This is a genomic window from Falsochrobactrum tianjinense (genome assembly GCF_019100495.1).
GTDB lineage: Bacteria > Pseudomonadota > Alphaproteobacteria > Rhizobiales > Rhizobiaceae > Brucella > Brucella tianjinense.
This window is the reverse complement of record NZ_JAHRVA010000001.1, coordinates 494,991-517,636: the sequence shown is the minus strand read 5'-3', so window position 1 is coordinate 517,636 and position 22,646 is coordinate 494,991. Positions and strand designations below refer to the sequence as shown.

The following is a 22,646-nucleotide window of genomic DNA, read 5'->3' as shown; positions in this document are numbered from 1 at the left end:
CAAGGAAAAGAGTAAAGCCAATTTATTATGCCGGGCGGCTCTTTAAGGTTGCGGATTACCGATGTGAAACAGTCTCGGGCAGCATGAAAGTCTCCAGCACCGACACTTCGGATGCATTGAGACGCAGCCCCAGCTTGGTGCGGCGCCACAACACGTCTTCCGCCTTGCGCGCCCATTCGTTTTCGATCAGGTAGCGAACTTCCGCCGCATAGAGATCTGCTCCGAAATACTCCCCCAAATCCGCATGCGAGGCGGCACTGCCAAGCAATATGCCCGCGCGCGTTCCATAAAGGCGGAACAAGCGGCGGGCATGGGCGGGCGAAAGAAACGGATAGGCGGCTTTGAGTTTTTCAAGCTCCTGCTCAAAAGCTGTTTCCGGAAAATCGCCACCCGGCAAAGGAGCCGCATAGGTCCATGGCGCAGCTTTTCTACCCAGCCGGCGCTCGATCTTTTCGAGCATATGCTCGGCCAGCTTTCGCGCGGTGGTCAGCTTGCCGCCAAAGACATGGATGAGTGGGGCCGCACCCTCCGGCGCGTCTTCCTTGAGCACATAATCGCGCGTCGCCTCCTGCGCCTTGCTTGCGCCATCATCATAGAGCGGGCGCACGCCGGAATAGGCCCAGACAACGTCTTCGGTGCGCACCGGCTCGCGGAAATATTCGCTGGCGGCATCACACAGATAGATGATTTCCTCCCCGGTAATCGCCACCTTGGCCGGATCGCCGTGATAATCCTGATCCGTAGTGCCTATCAGCGTGAAATTATCCTCATAGGGAATTGCAAAAATGATCCGCCCGTCATTATTCTGGAAGAAATAGGAGCGTGAGCCGGGAAATTTCTTACGCACCACGATATGGCTGCCCTGTACCAGACGGACATTATGGAGCTGGCGTTCCCCCTCGATATTCTGCAACACTTTATCGACCCATGGGCCAGCGGCATTGACCAGAAGCCGCGCACGGACCTCTTTCTGCACGCCCGTATCGGTATTCTCAAGTACCAGTGTCCATGCATCGGCATCACGGCGCGCAGAAACCGCTTTTGTCCGGGTATGAATCGCAGCACCCCGATTGGCAGCGTCGTGCGCCGTCAGCGCCACGAAACGGGCGTCGTCGACCCAACAATCGGAATATTCGAACGCCTTGGTAAAAAGCGGTTTCAGGGAAGCGGCTGCCGGATCAGTACGCATGTCGAGCGTGCGCGTCGTAGGCAGCTTCCTGTGCCCTCCCAGGTGGTCATAAAGAAACAGGCCAAGGCGCAGCAGCCATGCCGGACGCACGCCACCCTTGTGATAGGGCAGCACGAAACGCATCGGATGGATGATATGCGGCGCATTGGCCCAAAGAACCTCGCGCTCCATCAGCGCTTCGCGTACCAGCCGGAATTCGTAATATTCCAGATAGCGCAAGCCGCCATGAATGAGCTTGGTGGCGCGCGAGGAAGTGCCGCTCGCCAAGTCGTTCATTTCCGCAAGGCCCACGGAAAAGCCACGCCCCGCCGCATCGCGCGCAATGCCGCATCCGTTGATACCGCCGCCGATAATAAAAATGTCGAGTGTCTTTTCCTGCGCCATGGCGACCTCTGAAGATTATCTCCACCACCAAAGCGAAATACAATTAATTCCAAATGAAAGCAAAATGAAAAGGAAACGAAATCTTCAAATTTCCTTTTCGCTTGCCGTGGCCTGATCCGTTTCGATGAGCTCGACATCGTGCTCGCGACATAAATCTCGCAATTGCCGCGAGGGGCAACGGTCGGTAATGAAGGTATCGACCTGCGATATATGACCCAGGCGCACCGGGGCTGTGCGCTCAAACTTGGTGGAATCAGTTACGAGAATGACATGGCGCGCATTGGCGATGATTGCCTGCGCCACCTTCACCTCGCGGAAATCGAAATCGAGCAACGCGCCGTCCTCATCCATGGCAGACGCGCCGATAATCGCATAATCGACCTTGAACTGGCGGATAAAATCCACCGCCGCTTCGCCGACAATACCGCCATCGGAAGCGCGCACGACCCCGCCCGCAATTACGACTTCGATCTGGGGATAGACGCGCAACGTATTGGCCACGTTGATATTGTTGGTGATGACCATCAGATGATTGTGGTCGATCAGCGCATGGCTGACCGCCTCGGTCGTCGTGCCGATATTGATGAAAAGCGATGCCCCTTCAGGGATCATCGTTGCGGCGGCGCGGCCGATCTGTTCCTTTTCATGCGCGGCAATTCGGCGGCGCGCCTCATATTCCATGTTTTCAACGCCCGAGGGATAAAGCGCCCCGCCGTGAATGCGGCGCAGCAGACGCGCCTTGCAAAGATCGTTGAGATCTTTGCGCACGGTTTGCGGCGTCACATCAAATGCAACAGCAAGATCGTCGACCAGAACCTGTCCCTGTCGGCGGGCGATATCCAGAATTGCATTATGACGAGGCGTAAGCTGCATTTTGTGTCCGGCAATGGATTACTCTGATCGCGAACTGGTAATTTCTTCTTTTTGCAAGAGAAAGCAACTGATTGATGACAATTCGAATCGAAAGTTGATTCTTTTACCACCGTTTCCCAAACCTGGATGTCAAGTTCACTGCCACTAGTGATCAGGATGTTGAACTTTCGTTTATACGCGCAACTTAAGTATAGATTTAGATCTATATCCCATTCAAAAGATAGAGATCTAGGTTAAATTCAAGGTAAACTATAAACTTTAGGAATAAATATTAATCCAATAAACATGTTTCCCCTTTCTCTATTTTTCATATTATTTCTTTAATCCTTTTTGCAGGCAAAACGGCATAACAAAATAAATGATATTGGCGCCACTATCAAAATAACATCAACAAATAGACTTAAAATGGAAGGGGTTAGCTATGTCTAAACTGGGTATCCTTTGCTTGTCTGGCGCATTTCTTCTTTATGGGGGAGTGGCTTTTTCACAGACGATCGGCGTTGAAAACGCTACAAATTCCGCATCGCAAGCCGGCTCGTCCTCCATCGCGATCAGCGGTGGCAGCGTTTCGCCGAGTAAAATCAAAACCTCGGTACCCGCATTTGCGCCGGGTCTGGTGGCTGCGGGGGTACATTCCTGCGCAGGCTCGACCAGTGTTGGCGTGGGAGCGACCGGCTGGGGCTTCGGCTTTGGCAGCACGTATGAAATGCGCGAATGTAACCGTCGCGCATTTGCCGCAGCACTTCTTGGCATGGGGCACAAAGGGGCCGCACTGGATCTGATCTGCCTTAACAAGGAGGTCAGGTCCTCGCTGAACGCAACCGGTTTCGTCTGCCCGTCACAGGGCGTCGCCAGCCGGACCGCCGCCCCGCGACCGGCCAGAAGGACGCTGTTTGCATCGGCATCTACGGAAGAAGCACCCGCAGTTGTCCCTGCTGCCGCCCCACGGGCTGCCACACCGGCACCCGCAGGACGCAAGCGCACCTATTCCGCCAGAGCGCTCGGCCTCTCGTCGAGCGAACTGAGGGCCAAGGGATGCGTCATACGGACCACCGCGCGAAATGGCCGGGCATGGCACTGCCCGCGACCAGTGATGTGACACGCATTCAGGGCGAGCACATCGGCTTGCCCGCGACACATGCTGCGCATCAACCTCGCATATGCGTCTCATACCGTTGATGTAGCCTTCTACCCATGGCTGCCGGGCGTTCAGCTATGGGTAGCGGGGTGTATCGTCGGGATATGCCTGGCAATCAATGAATTGCCAAAATTTGGAGGAGTCAAAATCATGAAAAAAATCCTTTTTGCAGCGGTGGCCCTCGTTGCCGCCAGCGCACTGCCAGCAGCGTCACAGACCATCAACTGGGGCGGCAACTATGGCGGCACCAGCGGCGCCGGTTCAACCGTCAGCGGCTTCAGCTTTGGCGGCGGCGGCTCGATGGCTCAAGGCAGTGCTGCGACAACGGGCTGGGCTAATGGCAGCGGCAGCGTCGTAGGCGGCGCTATCGTCGTCCCGCCATTCGGCGCTAGCGCTGGCATTGGTACCGGAACATTCAGCGCTGGCTCTGGTGGCCAAACTGCGGCTCAGTCGCAGTCGGGAACCGGGTTTTTCGGCAGCTCGTCAGGTTCAGCCTATGGCTCGACCTCCGGCGGCTCGTCCGGCAGCGTTCAGCTCCGGCCCTAATTTTTTATGGGGCCAGCTCCTATTGGAAGAACACCACCGTTCAAAAAAGCTAATGGATTTTTCGGCCCTGTCTGAAGAAACGCGAAGGAGGCTTCTTACATTCCTCCCGCTAACGAAAGAATGAGAGTCCATACCCCCTCAAGGATACCCACTCTCATTCTGTAGGGGCAGATGAAAATCTGCCCCTACACTTATGGTCAAACAGGATAATGATTGATAATTGTCGCCTTGAGCAGCTCCAGTTTTGATTGAAGCACTGGAACAGCCCTCTATTTATTTTTACGCATTGTCCGGACGCAAAACCGCTTCGCACTTTTGCTGGAAATGCTCTTTTGTTTCTCGCATTGGCCCACGCAAAACCGCTTCGCACTTTTGCTGGAAAGGCTCTTTTGTTTCTCGCATTGTCCCACGCCAAACCGCTTCGCACTTTTGCTGGAAATGCTCTTTTGTTTCTCGCATTGGCCCACGCAAAACCGCTTCGCACTTTTGCTGGAAATGCTCTTTTGTTTCTCGCATTGTCCCACGCAAAACCGCTTCGCACTTTTGCTGGAAATGCTCTTTTGGTTCTCGCATTGTCCCTCGCAACACCGCTTCGCACTTTTGCAGGAAATGCTCTTTTGGTTCTCGCATTGTCCCTCGCAACACCGCTTCGCACTTTTGCAGGAAATGCTCTTTTGGTTCTCGCATGGTCCCACGCAAAACCGCTTCGCACTTTTGCTGGAAATGCTCTGTCTCAGTCGCCGTTGAATTTGTTTCCATACATTTTATGCAGCTTGCAGGCGACTTCCGTGCGATTGGCCGCACCGATTTTCTTCATGATATTATGGACATGGGCCTTGACGGTCCCTTCGCTCATACCCAGTTCAAAGGCAATGATCTTGTTCGACTTGCCTACTCTTATAGCGTGCACGACCTCGATTTCGCGTACAGTCAGCAATTCACCCAGCACGTCGCCATCAAGATCACGGGTGGCCGGTTTTGTCAGCATCGAAGCCGGCACATACATTCCACCCGCCATGGCCAGATGAATGGCTTCGACGCAGATTCTGATATCGACAGATGTAGGAATATAGCCGCGCGCGCCGATCTCCATGGCGCGAACCACCTGCGGCCAGTCCTCGCGTTCCGCAAGCAGCACAACTGGGACCGGGTGCCAAGCCTTGATTGTCGTTTCCACTTCTTCGGAGAAGAACGGATCAGCGAGGCGCCGTGAGCCGATATGCATCAAAATGACTGCCGCCCCATCAAGCGGCATATTCTTACTGATAGCGGCATGAGAGACGACGGGCAACTTCAACCCATTCATTATCAAGCCGTTATAGAGACATTCGCGCTCCAGATTGCTTTTGCAAACGAGCAGGAGATGATGTTCGCCACGTACGGACGGGGTCGCCTCACGCTCGCCGTTTTCCAAGGCTGCGCCAGCTCCGATCAATGCTCCATTGTTGGTTCCGTCAGGCGCAGCCCATAGATATCGCTCCATTATTTCAAACATTATACCGTCCCCCTGTTATTCAGGCTTTTTTTACGCAAACACTATAGCTGCCCAAAACGACAGCATTTTATGCGAAATTTTATTGCTAACCCCGATGTAGATCAGTCTAAATATTGCTATTGCTAAATAATCGTGTCATTAACTTAGGTTAGCGATTTTCGGAAAATCGCACTGACTATAAGAATGACCTTGGGGATCGAAAGATATAGCTTCTATATCTTTCGTTGGGCATAGGCAGTAAAAATGCACAGCGGTAACAGGCATAGCACCGCCCCGCCTACCGAAGCTCTGGTTGGTTTATTGGAGTCCTCTCCAATCCTGGCCAAGCTCGGAACGCACGAGTTAAGCGCTCTTTCCTCTCTTGCAGTTACGGAAAATCAATATCCCGCAGATACCGTCATCATCGATCAGGGCGCGCGCATCCAGAGTATTCATCTTGTTTCATCGGGTTGGGGCTGCGTTTATCGCGACCTCGCCAATGGCAAGCGGCAGATTATCGATTTTCCGATGCGCTGCGATTTTGTCGGACTGAGGACCGCTGATGGCTACAGCTACAATACGATTGCATCAATCACGCCGATGTCGGTATTTGAAATACCACTCTCTTCGCTGGAGGAAGGTATCAGGCAAGCACCCAAGCTAAGCCTCGTCCTCATCGAACTTCTATCGCGGCAGCGCTCGATGCTGATTGAGCATCTGACCAATGTCGGATGCCGAAGTGCTTTCGTACGCACTGCTCATCTCTTGCTGGAGCTCTCGGACCGCGTGCGCGCCTGCGGCATTGGCGAACCAGATATCTTTTATTGCCCGCTTACCCAATATCAGCTTGCCGACGCGCTGGGACTGACGCCCATTCACCTCAACCGCATGTTGCGGGAGCTACGCGAGGAAGGGCTGGTGATTTTCAAATCCTACAAGGTAGAAATTCTCGACCGGGATCGCCTGATCTCCATTGCCGAATATGACGGCGAATTCATGCGGATGTCAGTCTTTGGGAGAAACAAATAATGGTCGGAGTGAGAGGATTCGAACCTCCGACCCCGTCGTCCCGAACGACGTGCGCTACCAGGCTGCGCTACACTCCGTGGCCTATTTGGCCATGACCTGTGGCGGCTTATAGCCCCGCAATTTTCAAGCCGCAAGAGCATTCCCTGCTTTTTTGACACGATTTTCAGCGTCCAGCAAAAACCGGCATCCCGCCCGCCCCGTAAGCGATAAAATCCGGGTTGGCGAACCCCCCCATCGTGCCATCCGCACGCCGCCCATAGGTGAGTGGCACACCATCGAATGTGGCCGTCATTCCACCCGCCGCACGCAGCACTGCGTCGCCTGCCGCCGTATCCCACTCCATCGTCGGGCCAAAGCGCGGATAAATATCCGCTTCGCCGCGTGCAATCATGCAGAATTTAAGCGAAGACCCCACCGAAATGAACTGATCCAGGCGGTTACCGTGCAGAAACCGGTCGGTCTGCGCTGTACGATGTGATCGGCTGCAAACGGCCACGGGATCGGGTGGGGCAATGCGCGCTGCAATCATGCGTGCCTGTTGCGCCTCATGGCCAGCGTTTGTGTGCAGTTCTACAGCCCCGTCAGGCCCGCCCAGATAAAGCAGATTGCGCGTGGGCGCATAGACCAGACCCAGCACCGGCGCGCCATTGTCGATGAGGGCGATATTGACGGTGAAATCGCCATTGCGCTTGAGAAATTCACGGGTTCCGTCCAATGGGTCGATCAGGAAGAATTTCCGCCCCAATTGAGCAGGCAGACGCCCGGCTGCGGCTTCCTCTTCCGCAACGACCGGAATTTGCGGGGCAGCCGTTGCAAGGGCTGCAAGAATGATCGCTTCGGCGGCGCGATCGGCTTCCGTGACTGGCGATTGATCTTCCTTGCTGTAGACCGCACAGCCATCCTCATAATAGCGCATGATGACACGCCCGGCCGCAAGAGCGGCCTCCTGCAAGGCGGCAAGCAGGGCATTGCCGTTCAGTTCCGCCTTTTGGGAATGGAATACTGTCATTTTTTCAGATCGACCAGGAATCACTGCCATAGCTGCCGATGATACCGCGACCGGCGAGATATTTCTCCACTTCCGCGACCAGTTCGTCAATGGTGCGTCCTGAGGTATGCAGATACAGTTCCGGTGCGGTCGGTGCTTCATAAGGGGAATCGATCCCGGTGAAAGCCGTAATCTCTCCGCGCAGGGCCTGCGCATAAAGCCCCTTGGGGTCGCGCGCCATGCATTCCTCGATGGGGGTATCGACAAATATTTCGATGAATTCGCCTTCCGGCAGACCCGCGCGAACGCGGTCGCGCTCGGCGCGGAACGGCGAAATGAACGCGGCAAGCGCAATCAGACCCGCATCGGCCATCAGGCGCGCCACCTCGCCGATACGGCGGATATTCTCGGCGCGATCCACATCGGAGAAGCCCAGATCGCTGTTGAGGCCATGGCGGATATTGTCGCCATCGAGCAGATAGGTATGTTTGCCCAATGCGTGAAGGCGCTGTTCAAGCTGATTGGCGATGGTGGATTTTCCCGACGCCGAAAGCCCGGTGAACCAGAGCACCGCCGGTTTCTGGAATTTCTGCGCAGCGCGCGCCTGCCTGTCGAGGTCGAACGCCTGCAAATGAATATTGGTCGCCTGCCGCAATGCGTCTTTAATCATGCCCGCGCCAATGGTGGCGTTGGTGAGTCGGTCGATGAGCACAAAGGCACCCGTACCGCGATTGTCGCCATAGGCATCGAAGACAATCGGCTCCACCGTCTGGAGATGGCAGAAGCCAACCTCATTGAGGTCGAGATGCGGGGCTGGTGTGCGAGCAAATGTATTTACGTCGGTCCGGTAGCGGATTTCGCTGACAACGACCGGCGTCTGGTCAGCTTCGGTGCGCAGCAGATAGGAGCGGCCCGGCTGCAACGGCTCTTCACCGAACCAGACAATACTGGCTGTAAAGCGATCCGCCACTTCGGGGCGATCTTCCATACTAACCAGCATATTGCCGCGTGAGACTTCGATCTCGTCCTCCAGAACAAGCGTCACCGCCTGCCCCTCGGAAGCGCTTTGCAAATCGCCATCATAGGTGACGATCCGCCTGACCCGCGATTGCTTGCCGGACTTGGCGGCCACCACCACGTCGCCGGTTCCAATAGAGCCTGCGGCGACCGTACCGGAGAAACCGCGGAAATCGGCATCGGGCCGGTTCACATATTGCACAGGAAAACGCAGCGGCCTTGTGGACGCTTCCGTATCGATGCGCACGGTTTCCAGATGTTCGAGCAGGTAAGGCCCTTCATACCAGCCAGTTTGTGGCGAAAGGCTGCTGACATTATCGCCAAAGCGGGCCGAAATCGGGATGGCCTGAGTGCTGGCGAAATTCAGGTCCCTCGCAAAACCCATATAATCGGCAACAATCCTGTCGAAAACATCTTGGGAAAAATCAACCAGATCGATCTTGTTCACCGCAAGCACGATATGGCGGATGCCAAGCAGGGAAGCGATGAAGGAATGGCGGCGCGTCTGCGTAAGCACGCCTTGCCGCGCATCGACAAGCACAATCGCCAGATCCGCCGTGGATGCACCCGTCGCCATATTGCGCGTATATTGCGCATGGCCCGGCGTGTCGGCGACAATGAATTTGCGCCGCGGCGTGGAAAAGAAGCGATAGGCCACATCGATGGTGATGCCCTGCTCGCGCTCGGCTTCCAGCCCGTCCACCAGCAGCGCAAAATCGAAATCGTCATCGGTGGTGCCGAATTTGCGGCTGTCATTCTTCAGCGCCGCCAGCTGGTCCTCAAAGATCAGCCTCGTATCATAGAGAAGGCGTCCGATGAGCGTGGACTTGCCGTCATCGACCGAACCGCAGGTCAGAAAACGCAGCAGCGTCTTGCGCTCCTGATCCGCCAAAAAATCACTGACCGCATCATTGCCAACGGCAAACTTTACCATCGTATTCATCAGAAATAGCCCTCGCGCTTTTTCTTTTCCATCGATCCGGCTTCATCGCGATCGATAGCGCGACCCTGACGTTCAGACGTGCGCGCGATCAGCATTTCCTCGACAATTTCCGGCAGGCTTGATGCGCTCGATTCAATCGCCCCGGTCAGCGGATAGCAGCCAAGCGTGCGAAAGCGCACCAGCCGCTCCTCGACCCGCTCATGGGGTGCAAGCTTCATGCGATCATCATCAAGCTTGATGAGCATTCCGTCGCGTTCGACCACCAGACGGCGCGCGGCAAAGTAAAGCGGCACGATGGGGATGTTTTCCTGCAAGATATATTGCCAGATATCGAGTTCCGTCCAGTTGGACAGCGGAAAGACACGGATCGATTCCCCTTGGGAAATACGGGTATTGTAGATTTTCCACATTTCCGGACGCTGGTTTTTGGGGTCCCAGCCGTGCTGGCTGTTGCGGAAGGAAAAAATGCGCTCCTTGGCGCGGGATTTTTCCTCATCGCGCCGCGCGCCGCCAAAGGCCGCGTCGAACTTGTACCTGTCGAGTGCCTGGCGCAGCGCTACCGTCTTCATAATATGGGTGTGGACATTTGAGCCATGGGTGAACGGGCCGACGCCCTCGCGCACACCATCTTCATTGATATGGACCAGCAGTTCAAAGCCCTTCTGGCGCGCCTGGGCATCGCGAAATTCGATCATTTCGCGAAATTTCCATGTCGTATCCACATGCAGAAAGGGAAAAGGCGGAGGGGCCGGATAGAACGCCTTCATCGCCAGATGCAGCATGACCGAGGAATCCTTGCCCACCGAATAGAGCATGACCGGATTGGAAAATGTCGCTGCAACCTCGCGGAAAATATGGATCGCTTCGGCTTCAAGGCGCTGGAGATGGGTCAAATTCTTGGTCAGGGACGCATGATGCACGACATTCTCTCCCGGAAACCGGACGGACTGAAAAATTGCGGGAAAGATGGCGAATGCCTCATCCAGCGCAGGCGTAGCAATGGCCGCAGCAAGCAGACCACAGTGCCGACATTGTCGTGAAAACAGAACGAAAAGGAAAAGAACGCTATCGCTTATTATGAAAAGCCCGCGTGAAAACTTGCCCGCTTTTGACGTTCCATGGGAACAAACTTGCGCCGCGGCCAAAGCGGCAGACCGTGGGACCGAGCTGGATATGGGAGAAGAGGAGATACCCGTCGGACCAAACCGCCGCGGGATCTGCGTTTCAGAGCAGGCCGAATGTGCGCGCTTTAGCGACAGCCTGAACCTTGTTGACGGAAACGAGTTTGGTGAGAACGTTACTGATGTGGAAATTCACGGTACGAGTTGAAATATTGAGGATCGTCCCGATGATTTCAGCGGTCTTGCCCTCACTGGTCCAGCGTAGGATTTCGCGTTCGCGCGCCGTCAGATTAACTTCCGATACACAACTGATGCCCGGCACGTCGAGATGTTCATACATGGAGAGATGCAGAAGATTGGTGACAATCTGCATCTGACGGCGCAGCATCGATATTTCGCCCGCCGACAGAATTGGCTTGTCGCGCATAAAGGAGAGGATTCCGAAAACGCCCCTCGCCGCCCAGCAGGGCTGCGAAATACCTGTTTTCAGGCCGTATTCCTGCGCGTCCGACCATAATTGCGGCGCTTCCGCAAACAGCCGGGGCGACCAGACCAGCGGTTCGATGCTGCTGGCCCCACGCTTTATGACCGGGTCTATTTCGGCATATTTTCTGGCGGCATAGTGTTTCTGCCATCCCTCCGGCAGTTCTTCAAAACGTATCCAATGCGCGACGCTGGTGAGCGAGGGCACGCACATGATATAGGAGATATAGGGAAAGCCGAGCTTTTCGGCATAAAGTCTTACCTGTTCGAACAGGTTTTCCGCATTGTCGGATGATTGTATATTATCGTAAAAGTCTTCCCATTTCATAATCGACATCCCAATATTGCTTTTATCAAAACAAACAATAGTTACATCATCATTCCTCACAAAACCGCGGGATGAAAACTTACTAGCATGAATTTTGCAACTCATCCACGAACAAAGCTTTCAATAATTTAATGTTGTTTCATAATACAAATATTTTATTTTATATACATTACTTTAAAGCAAGGTCGGCACGATCAACCGCCGCTTTCAGCGTAAAGTATAAACGCGCCGATCCGGCTCAATCAGATCGACGCGTCGCAGTTTCTATCTATCAGACGGTCAGGCTGCGGGATCGAGCGTCTCCGGTGCCGCGCTTGGTACATAGTTGAGAATCGGCCCCAACCAGCGCTCGACTTCTTCGATGCTCATGCCCTTGCGATCTGCATAATCCTCGACCTGATCGCGCTCGACCTTCGCAACACCGAAATAATAGCTTTCCGGATGGCCGATATAGAGGCCCGAAACCGACGAGCCCGGCCACATGGAATAGCCTTCCGTGAGTTCAACACCGGCTTTGGCGGTCGCATCGAGCAACCTGAACAGGGTGGCTTTCTCGGTATGGTCGGGCTGGGCCGGATAGCCCGGCGCGGGGCGGATACCGGCATATCTTTCATGGATCAGGTCGTCATTGCTCGTTTCTTCATCGGGCGAATAGCCCCAGAACTCGCGGCGCACCCGCTTATGCATCAATTCCGCAAAAGCTTCCGCAAAGCGGTCGGCCAGCGCCTTGACCAGAATGGACGAGTAATCGTCGTTTGCCCGCTCGAAACGCTCGGCAATTGCCACTTCCTCAATGCCCGCGGTGACGACGAAACCGCCGACATAATCCTGCTTGCCGCTCTCGACCGGAGCGACAAAGTCGGACATGGCCACATTGGGTCTCCCATCACGCTTGGAGAGTTGCTGGCGCAAGGTGAAGAAGGTTGCAAGTTCTTCCTGACGGTCTTCATCCGTGAAAAGGCGGATATCGTCGCCCACCGTATTTGCTGGCCAGAAGCCGATTACCGCTCTTGGCGCGAACCATTTTTCATCAATAACCTTTTTGAGCATGGCCTGCGCGTCTTCCCACAGCGCGCGCGCCGCCTCGCCCTGCTTCTCATCTTCAAGAATTGCCGGATAACGCCCCTTCAATTCCCAGGTCTGGAAGAAAGGCGTCCAGTCGATATAGCGCGCGATTTCGGTCAGATCATAATCATCAAAAACCTTCGTACCCAGAAAAGTCGGCTTTGGCGGCTCGTAAGCATCCCAGTCGAGCTTGTGCGCATTGGCACGGGCGCGCTCCAGCGGCAGGCGCTTCTTTGCCGCCTCATTGCGGGCATGGGCTGCTGCCACCTTTGCATATTCGGCCCGAATTCCTTCGACATAGCCAGCCTTATTTTCGGGCGATAGCAGATTGGACACCACGCCTACCGCGCGGCTGGCATCGATCACATAGACAGCCTGCCCCTGTTCGTAACGCGGGTGAATCTTGACCGCCGTATGAACGCGGCTGGTCGTGGCACCGCCGATGAGCAAGGGCAAATTAAAACCTTCCCGCTCCATTTCTGCAGCCACATGCACCATCTCGTCGAGCGATGGGGTGATAAGGCCGGAAAGTCCGATTATATCAACGTTTTCCGCACGCGCTGTTTCAAGGATTTTCTGCGCTGGCACCATCACGCCCAGATCGATGATCTCATAATTGTTGCAGGCCAGCACGACGCCGACAATGTTCTTGCCAATATCATGCACGTCGCCCTTGACCGTCGCCATCAGCACCTTGCCGGCGCTCTGGCGACCTTCGCCGCCATTGAGGCGTTTCTCTTCTTCCATAAAGGGCAGAAGCACAGCCACGGCCTGTTTCATCACGCGGGCGGATTTGACCACTTGCGGCAGAAACATCTTGCCCGAACCGAATAGGTCGCCCACCACATTCATGCCCGCCATCAGCGGACCTTCAATCACATGAAGCGGTCGCGCGGCGGCAAGGCGCGCCTCTTCGGTATCGGCCTCGATATAATCGGTGATGCCGTTGACAAGCGCATGTTCCAGCCGCTTTTCGACTGTCCATTCCCGCCAGCTCAGATCCTGTTTCCTGCCTTCTTTCGTGCCGGAATCCCGGTAACGCTCGGCAAGTTCCAGAAGCCGTTCGGTCGCATCGGTGCGGCGATTAAGAACAACGTCCTCACAAGCTTCGCGTAGTTCGGGATCAATGGTGTCATAAACGGCAAGCTGGCCAGCGTTGACGATGCCCATATCCATACCGACTTGAATGGCGTGATAGAGAAATACCGCATGCATCGCCTCGCGTACCGGCTCGTTGCCGCGAAACGAGAAGGAAAGGTTCGACACGCCACCTGAAATATGAGCATGCGGCAGGGTCGAAGTGATCTTGCGGGTCGCTTCGATAAAATCGACACCATAATTATTGTGCTCATCGATACCGGTGGCGATTGCGAAAATATTCGGGTCGAAGATGATGTCTTCGGGTGGAAAGCCGACCTGCTCGGTCAATATCTTGTAAGCGCGGGTGCAGATTTCCACCTTGCGCTCTTCTGTATCGGCCTGGCCGGTTTCGTCAAAAGCCATGATGACGACTGCCGCACCATAGGCGCGCACCAGCCGCGCGTGATGCAGGAAAGCCTCCTCGCCCTCTTTAAGCGAAATCGAATTGACGATCGGCTTGCCCTGAACGCATTTCAGCCCGGCTTCAATCACGTCCCATTTGGAACTGTCGATCATGACCGGCACGCGGGCGATATCCGGCTCGGCGGCGATCAGATTGAGATATTCGACTATGATCTTCTGCGAGTCGATCAGGCCCTCATCCATATTGATGTCGATGATCTGCGCACCGTTTTCCACCTGATCGCGCGCCACTTCCAGCGCTGTCGAATAATCGCCTGCCTTGATCAGTTTGCGAAAACGCGCGGAGCCAGTAACGTTTGTGCGCTCACCGACATTGACGAAAGGAATGTCCTTGGTCAGCGTGAACGGCTCAAGGCCGGAAAGGCGCATCATTGGCGGCACTTTAACGGGCTTTCGCGCAGGATATTTCGCGACGGCCTCGCCAATCGCACGGATATGTTCGGGAGTCGAGCCGCAGCATCCGCCCACCACATTGACGAGACCCTCGCGCGCGAAATCTCCGATCTGGGCCGCCATCGCCTCCGGGCTTTCGTCATAAAGGCCGAATTCGTTGGGCAGTCCGGCATTCGGATAAGCGCAGACAAATGTATCGGCGATGCCAGCGATTTCCGCCAGATGCGCGCGCATCGCATTGGCGCCTAGCGCGCAGTTGAGGCCGATCGTAAATGGCATTGCGTGACGCAGAGAATACCAGAAGGCCGTGGGCGTCTGGCCGGAAAGAGTGCGACCGGAAAGATCGGTGATGGTTCCCGAAATCATGACCGGCAGGCGAACGCCTTTTTCGATAAACACTTCTTCGGCGGCAAAGATCGCCGCTTTCGCATTCAGAGTGTCGAAAATCGTCTCGATGAGGATAATGTCGGAACCGCCATCGATCAGCCCCCTGATCTGCTCCGCATAGGCGATGCGCAGATCATCGAAAGTGACGGCGCGGAAGCCGGGGTTACTGACATCAGGTGAGAGCGACGCCGTGCGGTTGGTCGGGCCAAGCGCTCCAGCCACAAAACGGCGACGGCCATCCTTCTGCTGCGCGCGCAGGGCCGCACGGCGGGCCAGACGCGCACCATCGCGGTTGAGATCGTAAACTGCATCCTCCATGCCGTAATCGGCCTGAGCGATGGTAGTTGAAGAAAACGTGTTGGTTTCGAGAATATCCGCCCCGGCCATCGCATAGGCATAGTGGATTTCTTCAATGGATTTGGGCTGGGTCAGAGTTAGAAGGTCGTTGTTACCCTGAAGCTGGCAATCACAGGATGCGAAGCGCTCGCCACGAAAATGCTCTTCATGAAAGCCCAGCCCCTGAATCTGCGTACCCATCGCGCCGTCAAGAATCAGGATGCGCTCCCTAGCGGCTTTGGTGAGAGCCGCCAGCACTTCGGACCCGTCCGGCTTTGCCGCAGTTGCACCAAAAAGATCATCAAGAGAGGACGCCATGGGGATTACACCTGTATTCAGATATGCCTGATCGCTACAGCAGAAGCATGAAAATCCAAAAATGGTTTCAGGCAGCATGATGTGCGGATGGATTAACCGGGATGCCAGCGCGTGGGTGCGCGCCATCCTAAAGCATACTTAATGACATAAACATATCTTTATGTCAATTCTATTGGGAGCTACTTCGCATTCGCCAAAGCCATCACCAAGTTCATGCACTGGCAAGAAATCGTGTGTTTCGCCACCTTCCACGGGCCACAATGCCGGAACAAAATCATCGTCAGGGACATTGATGGAAATATGCGGCTCAGGGCCGCATCATGGAGGAACCGATGAAAAGACTTGCATCTTCCTTTTTTGCGGTATGCCTTTCGTTCGGCATGGGCGTACCGGCCTTGACCAGCATGGCAGAGGCGGCACCGCCCATAGCCATTCCCCTGGCTTCGTCCGGGCCAGTCGAAAATGTGCAATACTACGATTATCGTCATCGTCGCCATTGGCAGCAATACCCGGAGCGCAACTGGCGTCACCATCATCCGCGCTATCGCCACCACCACCGGCATTATCGCGGTCCCCGTATCAGACCGCCCCGCGCTTATCGCCGCGGCAATGCGCATGTGCGCTGGTGCTATAACCGCTACCGATCCTATCGTGCTTATGACAACACATATCAGCCCTATAACGGACCGCGCCGCCAATGCTATTCGCCCTTTATCTGAAACGGCAAAGCCCCGGACCAAGCCGGGGCTTTTCTTTCAGGCCGGGACTTTCAGAAATGGGGCGATCTCAGGTAACGTAGGCACCGATGGAAGCGGCCACCAGACCAATTGCTACCGCAATCATCACACCATAGACGCGCGGCTTGTCGAACAGAACCGCGAAGGCCGAAAACCAGGCAACGACCGCCGCGCCGAGCGCAAACAGAAAGCCGGGCTTGTCGCCATGATAAAGGTTGGCCGCCATCAACCCGGCAATAATCAGGGCGCCGAAAACGATCATCAACCCTGTGGCGTAGCGTTCGTAGTCGTCCATTTAAATTCCTCGGTTCCGGCCACATAGCACGTGCCGGTAACTGTCATCAAATCATCAGGTCATCTGAATAAACGGACACTTGTGAGTCCATAACCATTCTTTCTCACACAATCACTATTTGCCGCGTTCTTCAACCATCTCGCTGCGCAATCCGTTGGGATTCTTGCGAAGTGTTGCGCAAATCCTTCGGAAGAAGCCGACAAGCCATGCTATGCTTGTTTTCATGGAATCGCGCGGCCTCATCCTCTTCGACACACCCATCGGCTCCTGCGGCATTGCATGGCAGGAAGGCAGAATTACGGGCGTGGAAATCGGCGATGCTGATGAAAAGGAAACCGGCTACCGGCTCAGGCAACGTTTCCCCGAGGGGAAAATTTCGACGCCGCCCGTTTTCGTCATCGAGGCCGTCGCAAAGATACAGGCGCTGCTTGCGGGGGGAAACCCTGATTTCGGCACCACGCCGCTGGCGCTTCAACCGCTGCCCGATCTCAACCGGCAAGTCTATGAAATCATTCTCGAGCTCAAGGCCGGAGAAACGACGACCTATGGCGCGATTGCGCGGCGGCTGGGCGATGTGCATCTTTCGCAAGCGGTCGGCCATGCGCTGGGCAAAAACCCGTTTCCCATCATCGTTCCCTGCCATCGCGTATTGGGCACAAATGGCAAGGTTGGCGGATTTTCCGCTGCGGGCGGGGTCGAGACCAAATTGCGGCTGCTCAATATCGAACGTGCCCGCACTACTCCAGAGGCCGATCTCTTTGGCGGATTGCCGCTGCAAGCACGCCCGCAATCCGACCTCTGATCAGGTCAGACGGCTCACCACATCGGCGGAAAAGCGCAATTCGCGCATGGGGCGGACATATTGCGTGGTGGCGTCATAGGTCGGATGATTCTTATAGGCAAAAAGCGCTTCTTCATCCCTGAACTCGGCATAGACAACAAGATCGATCTCGTTGCCCATCGGGTCGACCTTGGAATTGGCTACGACCTCGAACACCTCCGAATGAGGAATAGTACCCAACTGCTCCAGAGCCTTGCGGACGAATTCGACGTCCTGGTCTGGCTTGACGCTGAAGAAAACAATATGGCGGATCACGTCCTGTCTCCAAAGATTGATGAGGGTATCTACCTCATCAATCCCACGAACAAAACCGCAAAACCACGTTTAACCTGTGATTTCAGCCGGTTTTGACGCGGCGCCACGCGAAACCGCCTTCCTGCGGCACCGAACCGCGGCCCGGTTGATAATAGCCGGGCGTGTCAACCAGACGATGCTCGCCGAGCCGTGCCTGCGCAACATGATTGCTCACCTGCAAAGTGTCGAAGCCAATGCGCAGCATCAAAACCGCCTGATCGATCAGCACATCGCCGACCGCCCGCAATTCACCCCGAAAACCTGCGCGACGCAGGACTTCCGCCCTGGAGTAGGATCGCCCGTCATTGAAGGCCGGGAATTCCAGAGCGATCAGGGGAATGGTGCCAAGATGTTCCAGCAGCGGTTCGATCTTCTCGCCCGGCGCGACAAAAATGCCAATGCGGCGGTTCGACGAGCGACGCTGTTCTTCACCAAGCTCCAGCCAGATGGTGAGCGGGATGATGATCGCTGGCGCGTCGCCCGCAACGTCCAGATCGTCGGCAAAGATATAATCATCCTTGCGAAAGCCTTCCGAAGACCAGAGTTTTGTTTCAGGTGTGGTATCACTCATTTGTGCTCCGCTGCTCCCAAATTCTGCAAGCTTTCCGCAAGGCCCGTAAGATGGATGCCGCACTCAGTCTTTTCCGATCCCGCCCAGCGCCCGGCGCGCTGATCCTCGCCCTCGCCCACAGGCTGCGTGCACGGCATACAGCCGATGGAACGATAGCCCTGCGCGGTGAGCGGATGGGCAGGCAGGTCATGTTTTTGCGCATAGGCTTGCAGGTCAGCCGCTTGCCAGCGCGCCAGCGGGTTGATGCGGATGCGCGGCCCCACGGATTCAAACACCGGCAAACCATTGCGGGTTGATGCCTGAAACTGCTTGCGGCCCGTCATCCATGCGCGATAGGGCGCAACCGCGCGCGCCATCGGCTCCACCTTGCGAATGAAGCAGCAGCGGTCCTTGTCAGTCATGGACAGCGCGCCAAAAGGATCGTCGTTTTTCACGCTCTCCTCAAGCGGCAGAATATCCTCAATATCGGTGAGGCCAAGCTGATCCACAAGATCGCGGCGATAATCGAGCGTGGCGCGGAAATGCTTGCCCGTATCGAGAAACAGCACCGGCGTCGCCACATCGATCTGTGCAATCATGTGCAAAAGCACCGCCGATTCCGCGCCAAAGGACGATACGACAGCGATATGCCCGGCAAAAAGCTCATGCACGGCGAGCGCAATCACCTCCTGCGGCAAAGAGGCCCCATGGCTTGCCTCCAGCAAGCGGGCTTGCGCACTGGCGCGTTGTTCGGCATCAGGCAGCACGGCTTATTTCCCCATAAAGGGCCTGTTTGAACGGCTCCATTCCCACCCGGCGATAGGCGTCGAGGAAGGTTTCGTCGGGGCTTTCGCGCAAGCCGAGATAAGTATCGACGATGGTTTCGATGGCATCCACCACATCTTCCGAGGAAAAGCCGCGCCCGGTAATGTCGCCGATGGATGAATTTTCATCCGCCGAGCCGCCAAGCGTGATCTGGTAAAGCTCTTCGCCCTTTTTCTCCACGCCGAGAATGCCGATATGACCGACATGATGATGGCCGCAGGCATTGATGCAGCCGGAAATCTTGATCTTGAGATCGCCGATTTCAAGCTGGCGTTCGGAAGCGCCAAAACGTTCTGAAATGCGCTGCGCCACCGGAATCGAGCGGGCATTGGCCAGCGCGCAATAATCAAGGCCGGGACAGGCGATGATATCGGTGATCAGCCCCGCATTGGCCGTGACCAGCCCATCCGACTCAAGCAGGTCAAAAACGGCTGGAAGATCGGCCCTGGCGACATGGGGCAGGATCAGGTTCTGCTCGTGGCTGACGCGGATTTCGTCAAAGGAATAGGTCTGCGCAATGTCGGCGATCAGTTCCATCTGCTCTGCGCTGGCATCACCCGGAATGCCGCCGATGGGCTTGAGCGAAATCGTCACCACAGCATAATCAGGATGTTTGTGGGTGGTGACATTGCGCTGCGTCCAGACCGCGAAAGCGGGATCGGATTTCTGCGCGGCGGCAAGAATTTCCCAGCCCTCGGGGCGCTGCGGCAGGTCGGGCATCCGGAAATAGCTCTCGATGGCATCAATATCGCCCTGCGGAAGCTTCAGGTCGCCATGGCGAATCTGCTCCCATTCGGCCTCGATTTCGCGGACCAGCGCTTCGACGCCGGTTTCGTGAACCAGTATCTTGATGCGCGCCTTGAACTTGTTGTCGCGCCGCCCATACAGATTATAGATGCGGACAATCGCTGTTACATAGGTGAGCATATCCTCGACGGGCAGAAAATCGCGGATTTTCTTTGCCACCATCGGGGTGCGCCCCTGCCCGCCGCCAACATAGACCGCAAGACCCAGTTCGCCCGCCTCGTTCTTTTTAAGTTGCAGGCCGATATCGTTGACCTGAATGGCGGCACGGTCATGCTCCGAGCCGATAACCGAGATTTTGAACTTGCGCGGCAGATAGGAAAATTCCGGATGCAGCGAAGACCATTGCCGCAGAATCTCGGCATAGGGGCGCGGATCGGCCACCTCGTCGCTGGCGGCACCGGCGAAATGATCGGCAGTCACATTGCGAATGCAATTGCCAGACGTCTGGATGGAATGCATTTCCACCTGCGCAAGCTCTTTGAGAATGCTCGGTACATCCTTGAGCGCGGGCCAGTTGAACTGGATGTTCTGGCGCGTGGTGAAATGGCCGAAGCCGCGATCATAGGTGCGGGCGATATAGCCAAGCTTGCGCAACTGGCGGCTCGACAGCGTACCGTAAGGGACCGCGACGCGCAGCATATAGGCGTGCAATTGCAGATAAAGACCGTTCATCAGCCGCAGCGGCTTGAACTGGTCTTCGGTCAGTTCGCCCGAAAGGCGGCGCTCGACCTGATCGGTGAACTGCGCCACGCGGGCTGCAACGAAATCATGGTCGAATTCATCATAACGATACATGGTATATTCCGTATTCTGGATCAGGAAGCGTGCTTGAAAAGCGGCTGGCCCAGCGTGACGATGGTCGGGCCGGAAAGACGGATGCGCTCGCGCAGGCGAATGGGATAAAGCCCCTCCATACGCTCCTCGACATCGATGACATTCACATCCACGACGAGATTGTCGCGAGCGGCAAGCTTCCCCGCCTGCTCAAGCGCCGCGACTGCTTCCGCATGGCGGGCGACCAGCGCGCCGTCGATGGTTTCACGCCATGCGCCGTCAGCAGCCAGCCATACGGCCTGCCCGTCAATGAGCCGGTTTGCGGTGAGAACTTTTACGACCATATCCAAACTCCTGCTTTTTCTTTACCGCGCATCCTGATCCGAACCCGTTGCGCCATCAGGCAGCAACGGCGATGGAGACGGGGTTTGCAGCCAGAGCCTCCGCCTTGTCGATTGCGGCGCCCGCGACCGCATCGCCGATAATGACCATGACGGGTCCGGCCAGAGCCTTGCCCTCCAGTGCGGGCAAATCCTTCAATGTGCCATGAAACAGTCTTTTGCCGGGACGGCTGGCATTCTCGATCACGGCAACCGCAGTATCCTCATGCAGTCCCGCCGAAATCAGCCGCGCGGCAACGGAAGCTGCGACCGACGCGCCCATATAGACGGCGATGGTCGCACCGCAGACCGCGAGCTTCGCCCAGCCGGGCAGCACATCGCCCGCCATATCGTGGCCGGTGGTGAAGACCAGCGACGAGGCGATGCCGCGCAGGGTCAGCGGCAGTTCCATATCGGCTGCGGCAGCAAAGGCCGATGTGATGCCGGGCACCACCTCAAAGCCGATACCGGCAGCGCGCAGGGCCGCCATCTCTTCACCCGCCCGGCCAAAGACCAGCGGATCACCGGATTTGAGCCGCACCACCCGCCTGCCTGCCTGCGCCAGCGACACCAGAAGCCGGTTGATCTCGTTCTGACTCCTGGAATGGCACCCCTTGCGCTTGCCCGCCGCAATGCGCTCGGCATCGCGGCGCCCCATGGCGATCACGCACTCAGGCACCAAAGCGTCATGGACGATAACATCCGCTTCCATCAGCACGCGATGCGCGCGCAGGGTAAGCAAATCTTCCGCGCCGGGACCGGCCCCGACCAGCCAGACATAACCGGCGGTCCTGTGGTCTTGTTCGATCAGTTCATAAGCCGCCCTCTCTGCCCCGTCGCGGTCGCCGCCCTCTATGGCGCGAGCCACACGGCCTGTAAGAAAGCTGCGCCAGAAATTGCGGCGCGCCAGTCCTTTTGGCAAACTGCGCTCGGCTTTTGGTCGCCAGCTTTGGGCAAAACGTGCCAGATCACCCAGACGCGGCGAAAGGGCCGCATCGATCTGCGCGCGCAGCATTTGCGTGAGTACCGGGGATGCACCTTCCGAACCGATGGCGATGGCGATGGGGGCGCGATTGACGATTGCCGGGGTCAGAAAATCGCAAAGTGCGGGGCGGTCCACCACATTGACCGGGATTTTCCGGCTCTTCACAATGGCTGCGATAGCGCGGTCCTGCGCCTCATCGCCGGTGGCCACGAAAACAAGCCTCGCTCCGTCAAGATGTTCGGGCGCGCAAGGCTGCGCAATATGTTCTGCGCCCTGATCGGCAATGAATTGCACAAGGGGAGGCTCGACCTCTTCCGCGACAATGCGCAGCCGCGCCGATGTCAGCGCAACGAGGCGTGCCTTGTTGAGCGCTTCCTCGCCCCCGCCAATGACAGCGACCACTTCTTCCGAAACGCGAAAGAAGGCGGGGAAATCAGCCAGAAGAGGTTTGGATGCGAAAGCCATGGCACTATCCTTTTTCAGACAGTGCCATTATTCCGTGTGTCGCACGATTTTATAAGAAACGGGCTTGCGCGCCATCATAGCGCCGCGCATCGCTTTTTCGCGCAAACAGGATTTGCAG

Annotated in this window: 21 protein-coding genes and 1 tRNA gene; 5 read left to right on the top strand and 17 right to left on the bottom strand. The window is 56.3% G+C overall.

Annotated elements, in window-relative coordinates:
* Nucleotides 1-55: 55 nt before the first annotated feature.
* Nucleotides 56-1,573, bottom strand: coding sequence for a glycerol-3-phosphate dehydrogenase (gene glpD, locus KUG47_RS02410; protein WP_217676351.1), 1,518 nt, complete (start codon nucleotides 1,571-1,573; stop codon nucleotides 56-58).
* Between the two features lie 84 nt (nucleotides 1,574-1,657).
* Nucleotides 1,658-2,446: a DeoR/GlpR family DNA-binding transcription regulator gene (locus KUG47_RS02405; RefSeq protein ID WP_217676350.1), complete on the bottom strand. Its 789-nt coding sequence runs from the start codon at nucleotides 2,444-2,446 to the stop codon at nucleotides 1,658-1,660.
* Between the two features lie 421 nt (nucleotides 2,447-2,867).
* Between KUG47_RS02405 and KUG47_RS02400 the strand changes: the two genes are divergently transcribed.
* Nucleotides 2,868-3,545, top strand: a complete 678-nt coding sequence (locus KUG47_RS02400) for a hypothetical protein (protein WP_217676349.1) — start codon at nucleotides 2,868-2,870, stop codon at nucleotides 3,543-3,545.
* Nucleotides 3,546-3,734: 189 nt separating this feature from the next.
* Nucleotides 3,735-4,130, top strand: a complete 396-nt coding sequence (locus KUG47_RS02395) for a hypothetical protein (RefSeq protein WP_217676348.1) — start codon at nucleotides 3,735-3,737, stop codon at nucleotides 4,128-4,130.
* Nucleotides 4,131-4,409: 279 nt separating this feature from the next.
* Here KUG47_RS02395 and KUG47_RS02390 read toward each other — a convergent pair whose 3' ends face one another.
* Both KUG47_RS02390 and KUG47_RS02385 read right to left on the bottom strand, forming a co-directional pair.
* The gene (locus KUG47_RS02390) at nucleotides 4,410-4,889 is read right to left on the bottom strand and encodes a hypothetical protein (protein ID WP_217676347.1); all 480 of its coding nucleotides are present in this window, start codon (nucleotides 4,887-4,889) and stop codon (nucleotides 4,410-4,412) included.
* Entirely contained in the window at nucleotides 4,864-5,625 is a 762-nt protein-coding gene (locus KUG47_RS02385) for a response regulator transcription factor (RefSeq protein ID WP_217676346.1), read from the bottom strand. Before KUG47_RS02385 ends, KUG47_RS02390 begins: the two co-directional genes overlap by 26 nt.
* 243 nt (nucleotides 5,626-5,868) lie before the next feature.
* On the opposite strand from KUG47_RS02385, the gene KUG47_RS02380 reads away from it, so the two are divergent.
* Entirely contained in the window at nucleotides 5,869-6,633 is a 765-nt protein-coding gene (locus KUG47_RS02380; protein WP_217676345.1) for a Crp/Fnr family transcriptional regulator, read from the top strand.
* Here the strand turns inward: KUG47_RS02380 and KUG47_RS02375 are convergent.
* From KUG47_RS02375 to metH, 6 genes are all read right to left on the bottom strand, one after another.
* Nucleotides 6,634-6,710: transfer RNA gene (locus KUG47_RS02375), tRNA-Pro, on the bottom strand.
* Between the two features lie 86 nt (nucleotides 6,711-6,796).
* The gene (gene cysQ / locus KUG47_RS02370; RefSeq protein ID WP_217676344.1) at nucleotides 6,797-7,642 is read right to left on the bottom strand and encodes a 3'(2'),5'-bisphosphate nucleotidase CysQ; all 846 of its coding nucleotides are present in this window, start codon (nucleotides 7,640-7,642) and stop codon (nucleotides 6,797-6,799) included.
* A gap of 4 nt (nucleotides 7,643-7,646) precedes the next feature.
* The gene (cysN, locus tag KUG47_RS02365) at nucleotides 7,647-9,581 is read right to left on the bottom strand and encodes a sulfate adenylyltransferase subunit CysN (RefSeq protein WP_217676343.1); all 1,935 of its coding nucleotides are present in this window, start codon (nucleotides 9,579-9,581) and stop codon (nucleotides 7,647-7,649) included.
* Nucleotides 9,581-10,501, bottom strand: a complete 921-nt coding sequence (gene cysD / locus KUG47_RS02360; protein ID WP_217676342.1) for a sulfate adenylyltransferase subunit CysD — start codon at nucleotides 10,499-10,501, stop codon at nucleotides 9,581-9,583. Before cysD ends, cysN begins: the two co-directional genes overlap by 1 nt.
* A 304-nt stretch (nucleotides 10,502-10,805) precedes the next feature.
* Entirely contained in the window at nucleotides 10,806-11,513 is a 708-nt protein-coding gene (locus KUG47_RS02355) for an autoinducer binding domain-containing protein (protein WP_217676953.1), read from the bottom strand.
* Nucleotides 11,514-11,792: 279 nt separating this feature from the next.
* Nucleotides 11,793-15,575, bottom strand: coding sequence for a methionine synthase (gene metH / locus KUG47_RS02350; protein WP_217676341.1), 3,783 nt, complete (start codon nucleotides 15,573-15,575; stop codon nucleotides 11,793-11,795).
* Between the two features lie 332 nt (nucleotides 15,576-15,907).
* Here metH and KUG47_RS02345 point away from each other — a divergent pair, with 332 nt between their 5' ends.
* A complete protein-coding gene (locus tag KUG47_RS02345) occupies nucleotides 15,908-16,294 on the top strand; it encodes a BA14K family protein (RefSeq protein ID WP_217676340.1) in 387 nt (128 codons plus the stop codon).
* Nucleotides 16,295-16,361: 67 nt separating this feature from the next.
* Here the strand turns inward: KUG47_RS02345 and KUG47_RS02340 are convergent, their stop codons facing one another.
* Nucleotides 16,362-16,607 carry a hypothetical protein gene (locus tag KUG47_RS02340; RefSeq protein ID WP_217676339.1) on the bottom strand — a complete coding sequence of 82 codons (246 nt, stop codon included), beginning with the start codon at nucleotides 16,605-16,607 and terminating at the stop codon, nucleotides 16,362-16,364.
* Between the two features lie 223 nt (nucleotides 16,608-16,830).
* Between KUG47_RS02340 and KUG47_RS02335 the strand changes: the two genes are divergently transcribed.
* Nucleotides 16,831-17,409 carry a methylated-DNA--[protein]-cysteine S-methyltransferase gene (locus KUG47_RS02335; RefSeq protein WP_217676338.1) on the top strand — a complete coding sequence of 193 codons (579 nt, stop codon included), beginning with the start codon at nucleotides 16,831-16,833 and terminating at the stop codon, nucleotides 17,407-17,409.
* Here KUG47_RS02335 and KUG47_RS02330 read toward each other — a convergent pair whose 3' ends face one another.
* The 6 genes from KUG47_RS02330 to cysG form a co-directional block, all read right to left on the bottom strand.
* Entirely contained in the window at nucleotides 17,410-17,703 is a 294-nt protein-coding gene (locus KUG47_RS02330) for a Dabb family protein (protein WP_217676337.1), read from the bottom strand.
* 82 nt (nucleotides 17,704-17,785) lie between these two features.
* Nucleotides 17,786-18,313 carry a DUF934 domain-containing protein gene (locus tag KUG47_RS02325; protein ID WP_217676336.1) on the bottom strand — a complete coding sequence of 176 codons (528 nt, stop codon included), beginning with the start codon at nucleotides 18,311-18,313 and terminating at the stop codon, nucleotides 17,786-17,788.
* Nucleotides 18,310-19,059 (bottom strand): phosphoadenylyl-sulfate reductase, encoded by a 750-nt coding sequence (locus tag KUG47_RS02320; protein ID WP_217676335.1) that lies wholly within the window; start codon nucleotides 19,057-19,059, stop codon nucleotides 18,310-18,312. The genes KUG47_RS02325 and KUG47_RS02320 overlap by 4 nt, the downstream gene beginning before the upstream one ends.
* Nucleotides 19,049-20,719 carry a nitrite/sulfite reductase gene (locus tag KUG47_RS02315; RefSeq protein ID WP_217676334.1) on the bottom strand — a complete coding sequence of 557 codons (1,671 nt, stop codon included), beginning with the start codon at nucleotides 20,717-20,719 and terminating at the stop codon, nucleotides 19,049-19,051. Before KUG47_RS02315 ends, KUG47_RS02320 begins: the two co-directional genes overlap by 11 nt.
* Before the next feature lie 20 nt (nucleotides 20,720-20,739).
* Complete coding sequence (locus KUG47_RS02310) at nucleotides 20,740-21,042, bottom strand: DUF2849 domain-containing protein (RefSeq protein ID WP_217676333.1); 303 nt, start codon at nucleotides 21,040-21,042, stop codon at nucleotides 20,740-20,742.
* Between the two features lie 55 nt (nucleotides 21,043-21,097).
* Nucleotides 21,098-22,528, bottom strand: coding sequence for a siroheme synthase CysG (gene cysG / locus KUG47_RS02305; RefSeq protein WP_217676332.1), 1,431 nt, complete (start codon nucleotides 22,526-22,528; stop codon nucleotides 21,098-21,100).
* Nucleotides 22,529-22,646: the final 118 nt, after the last annotated feature.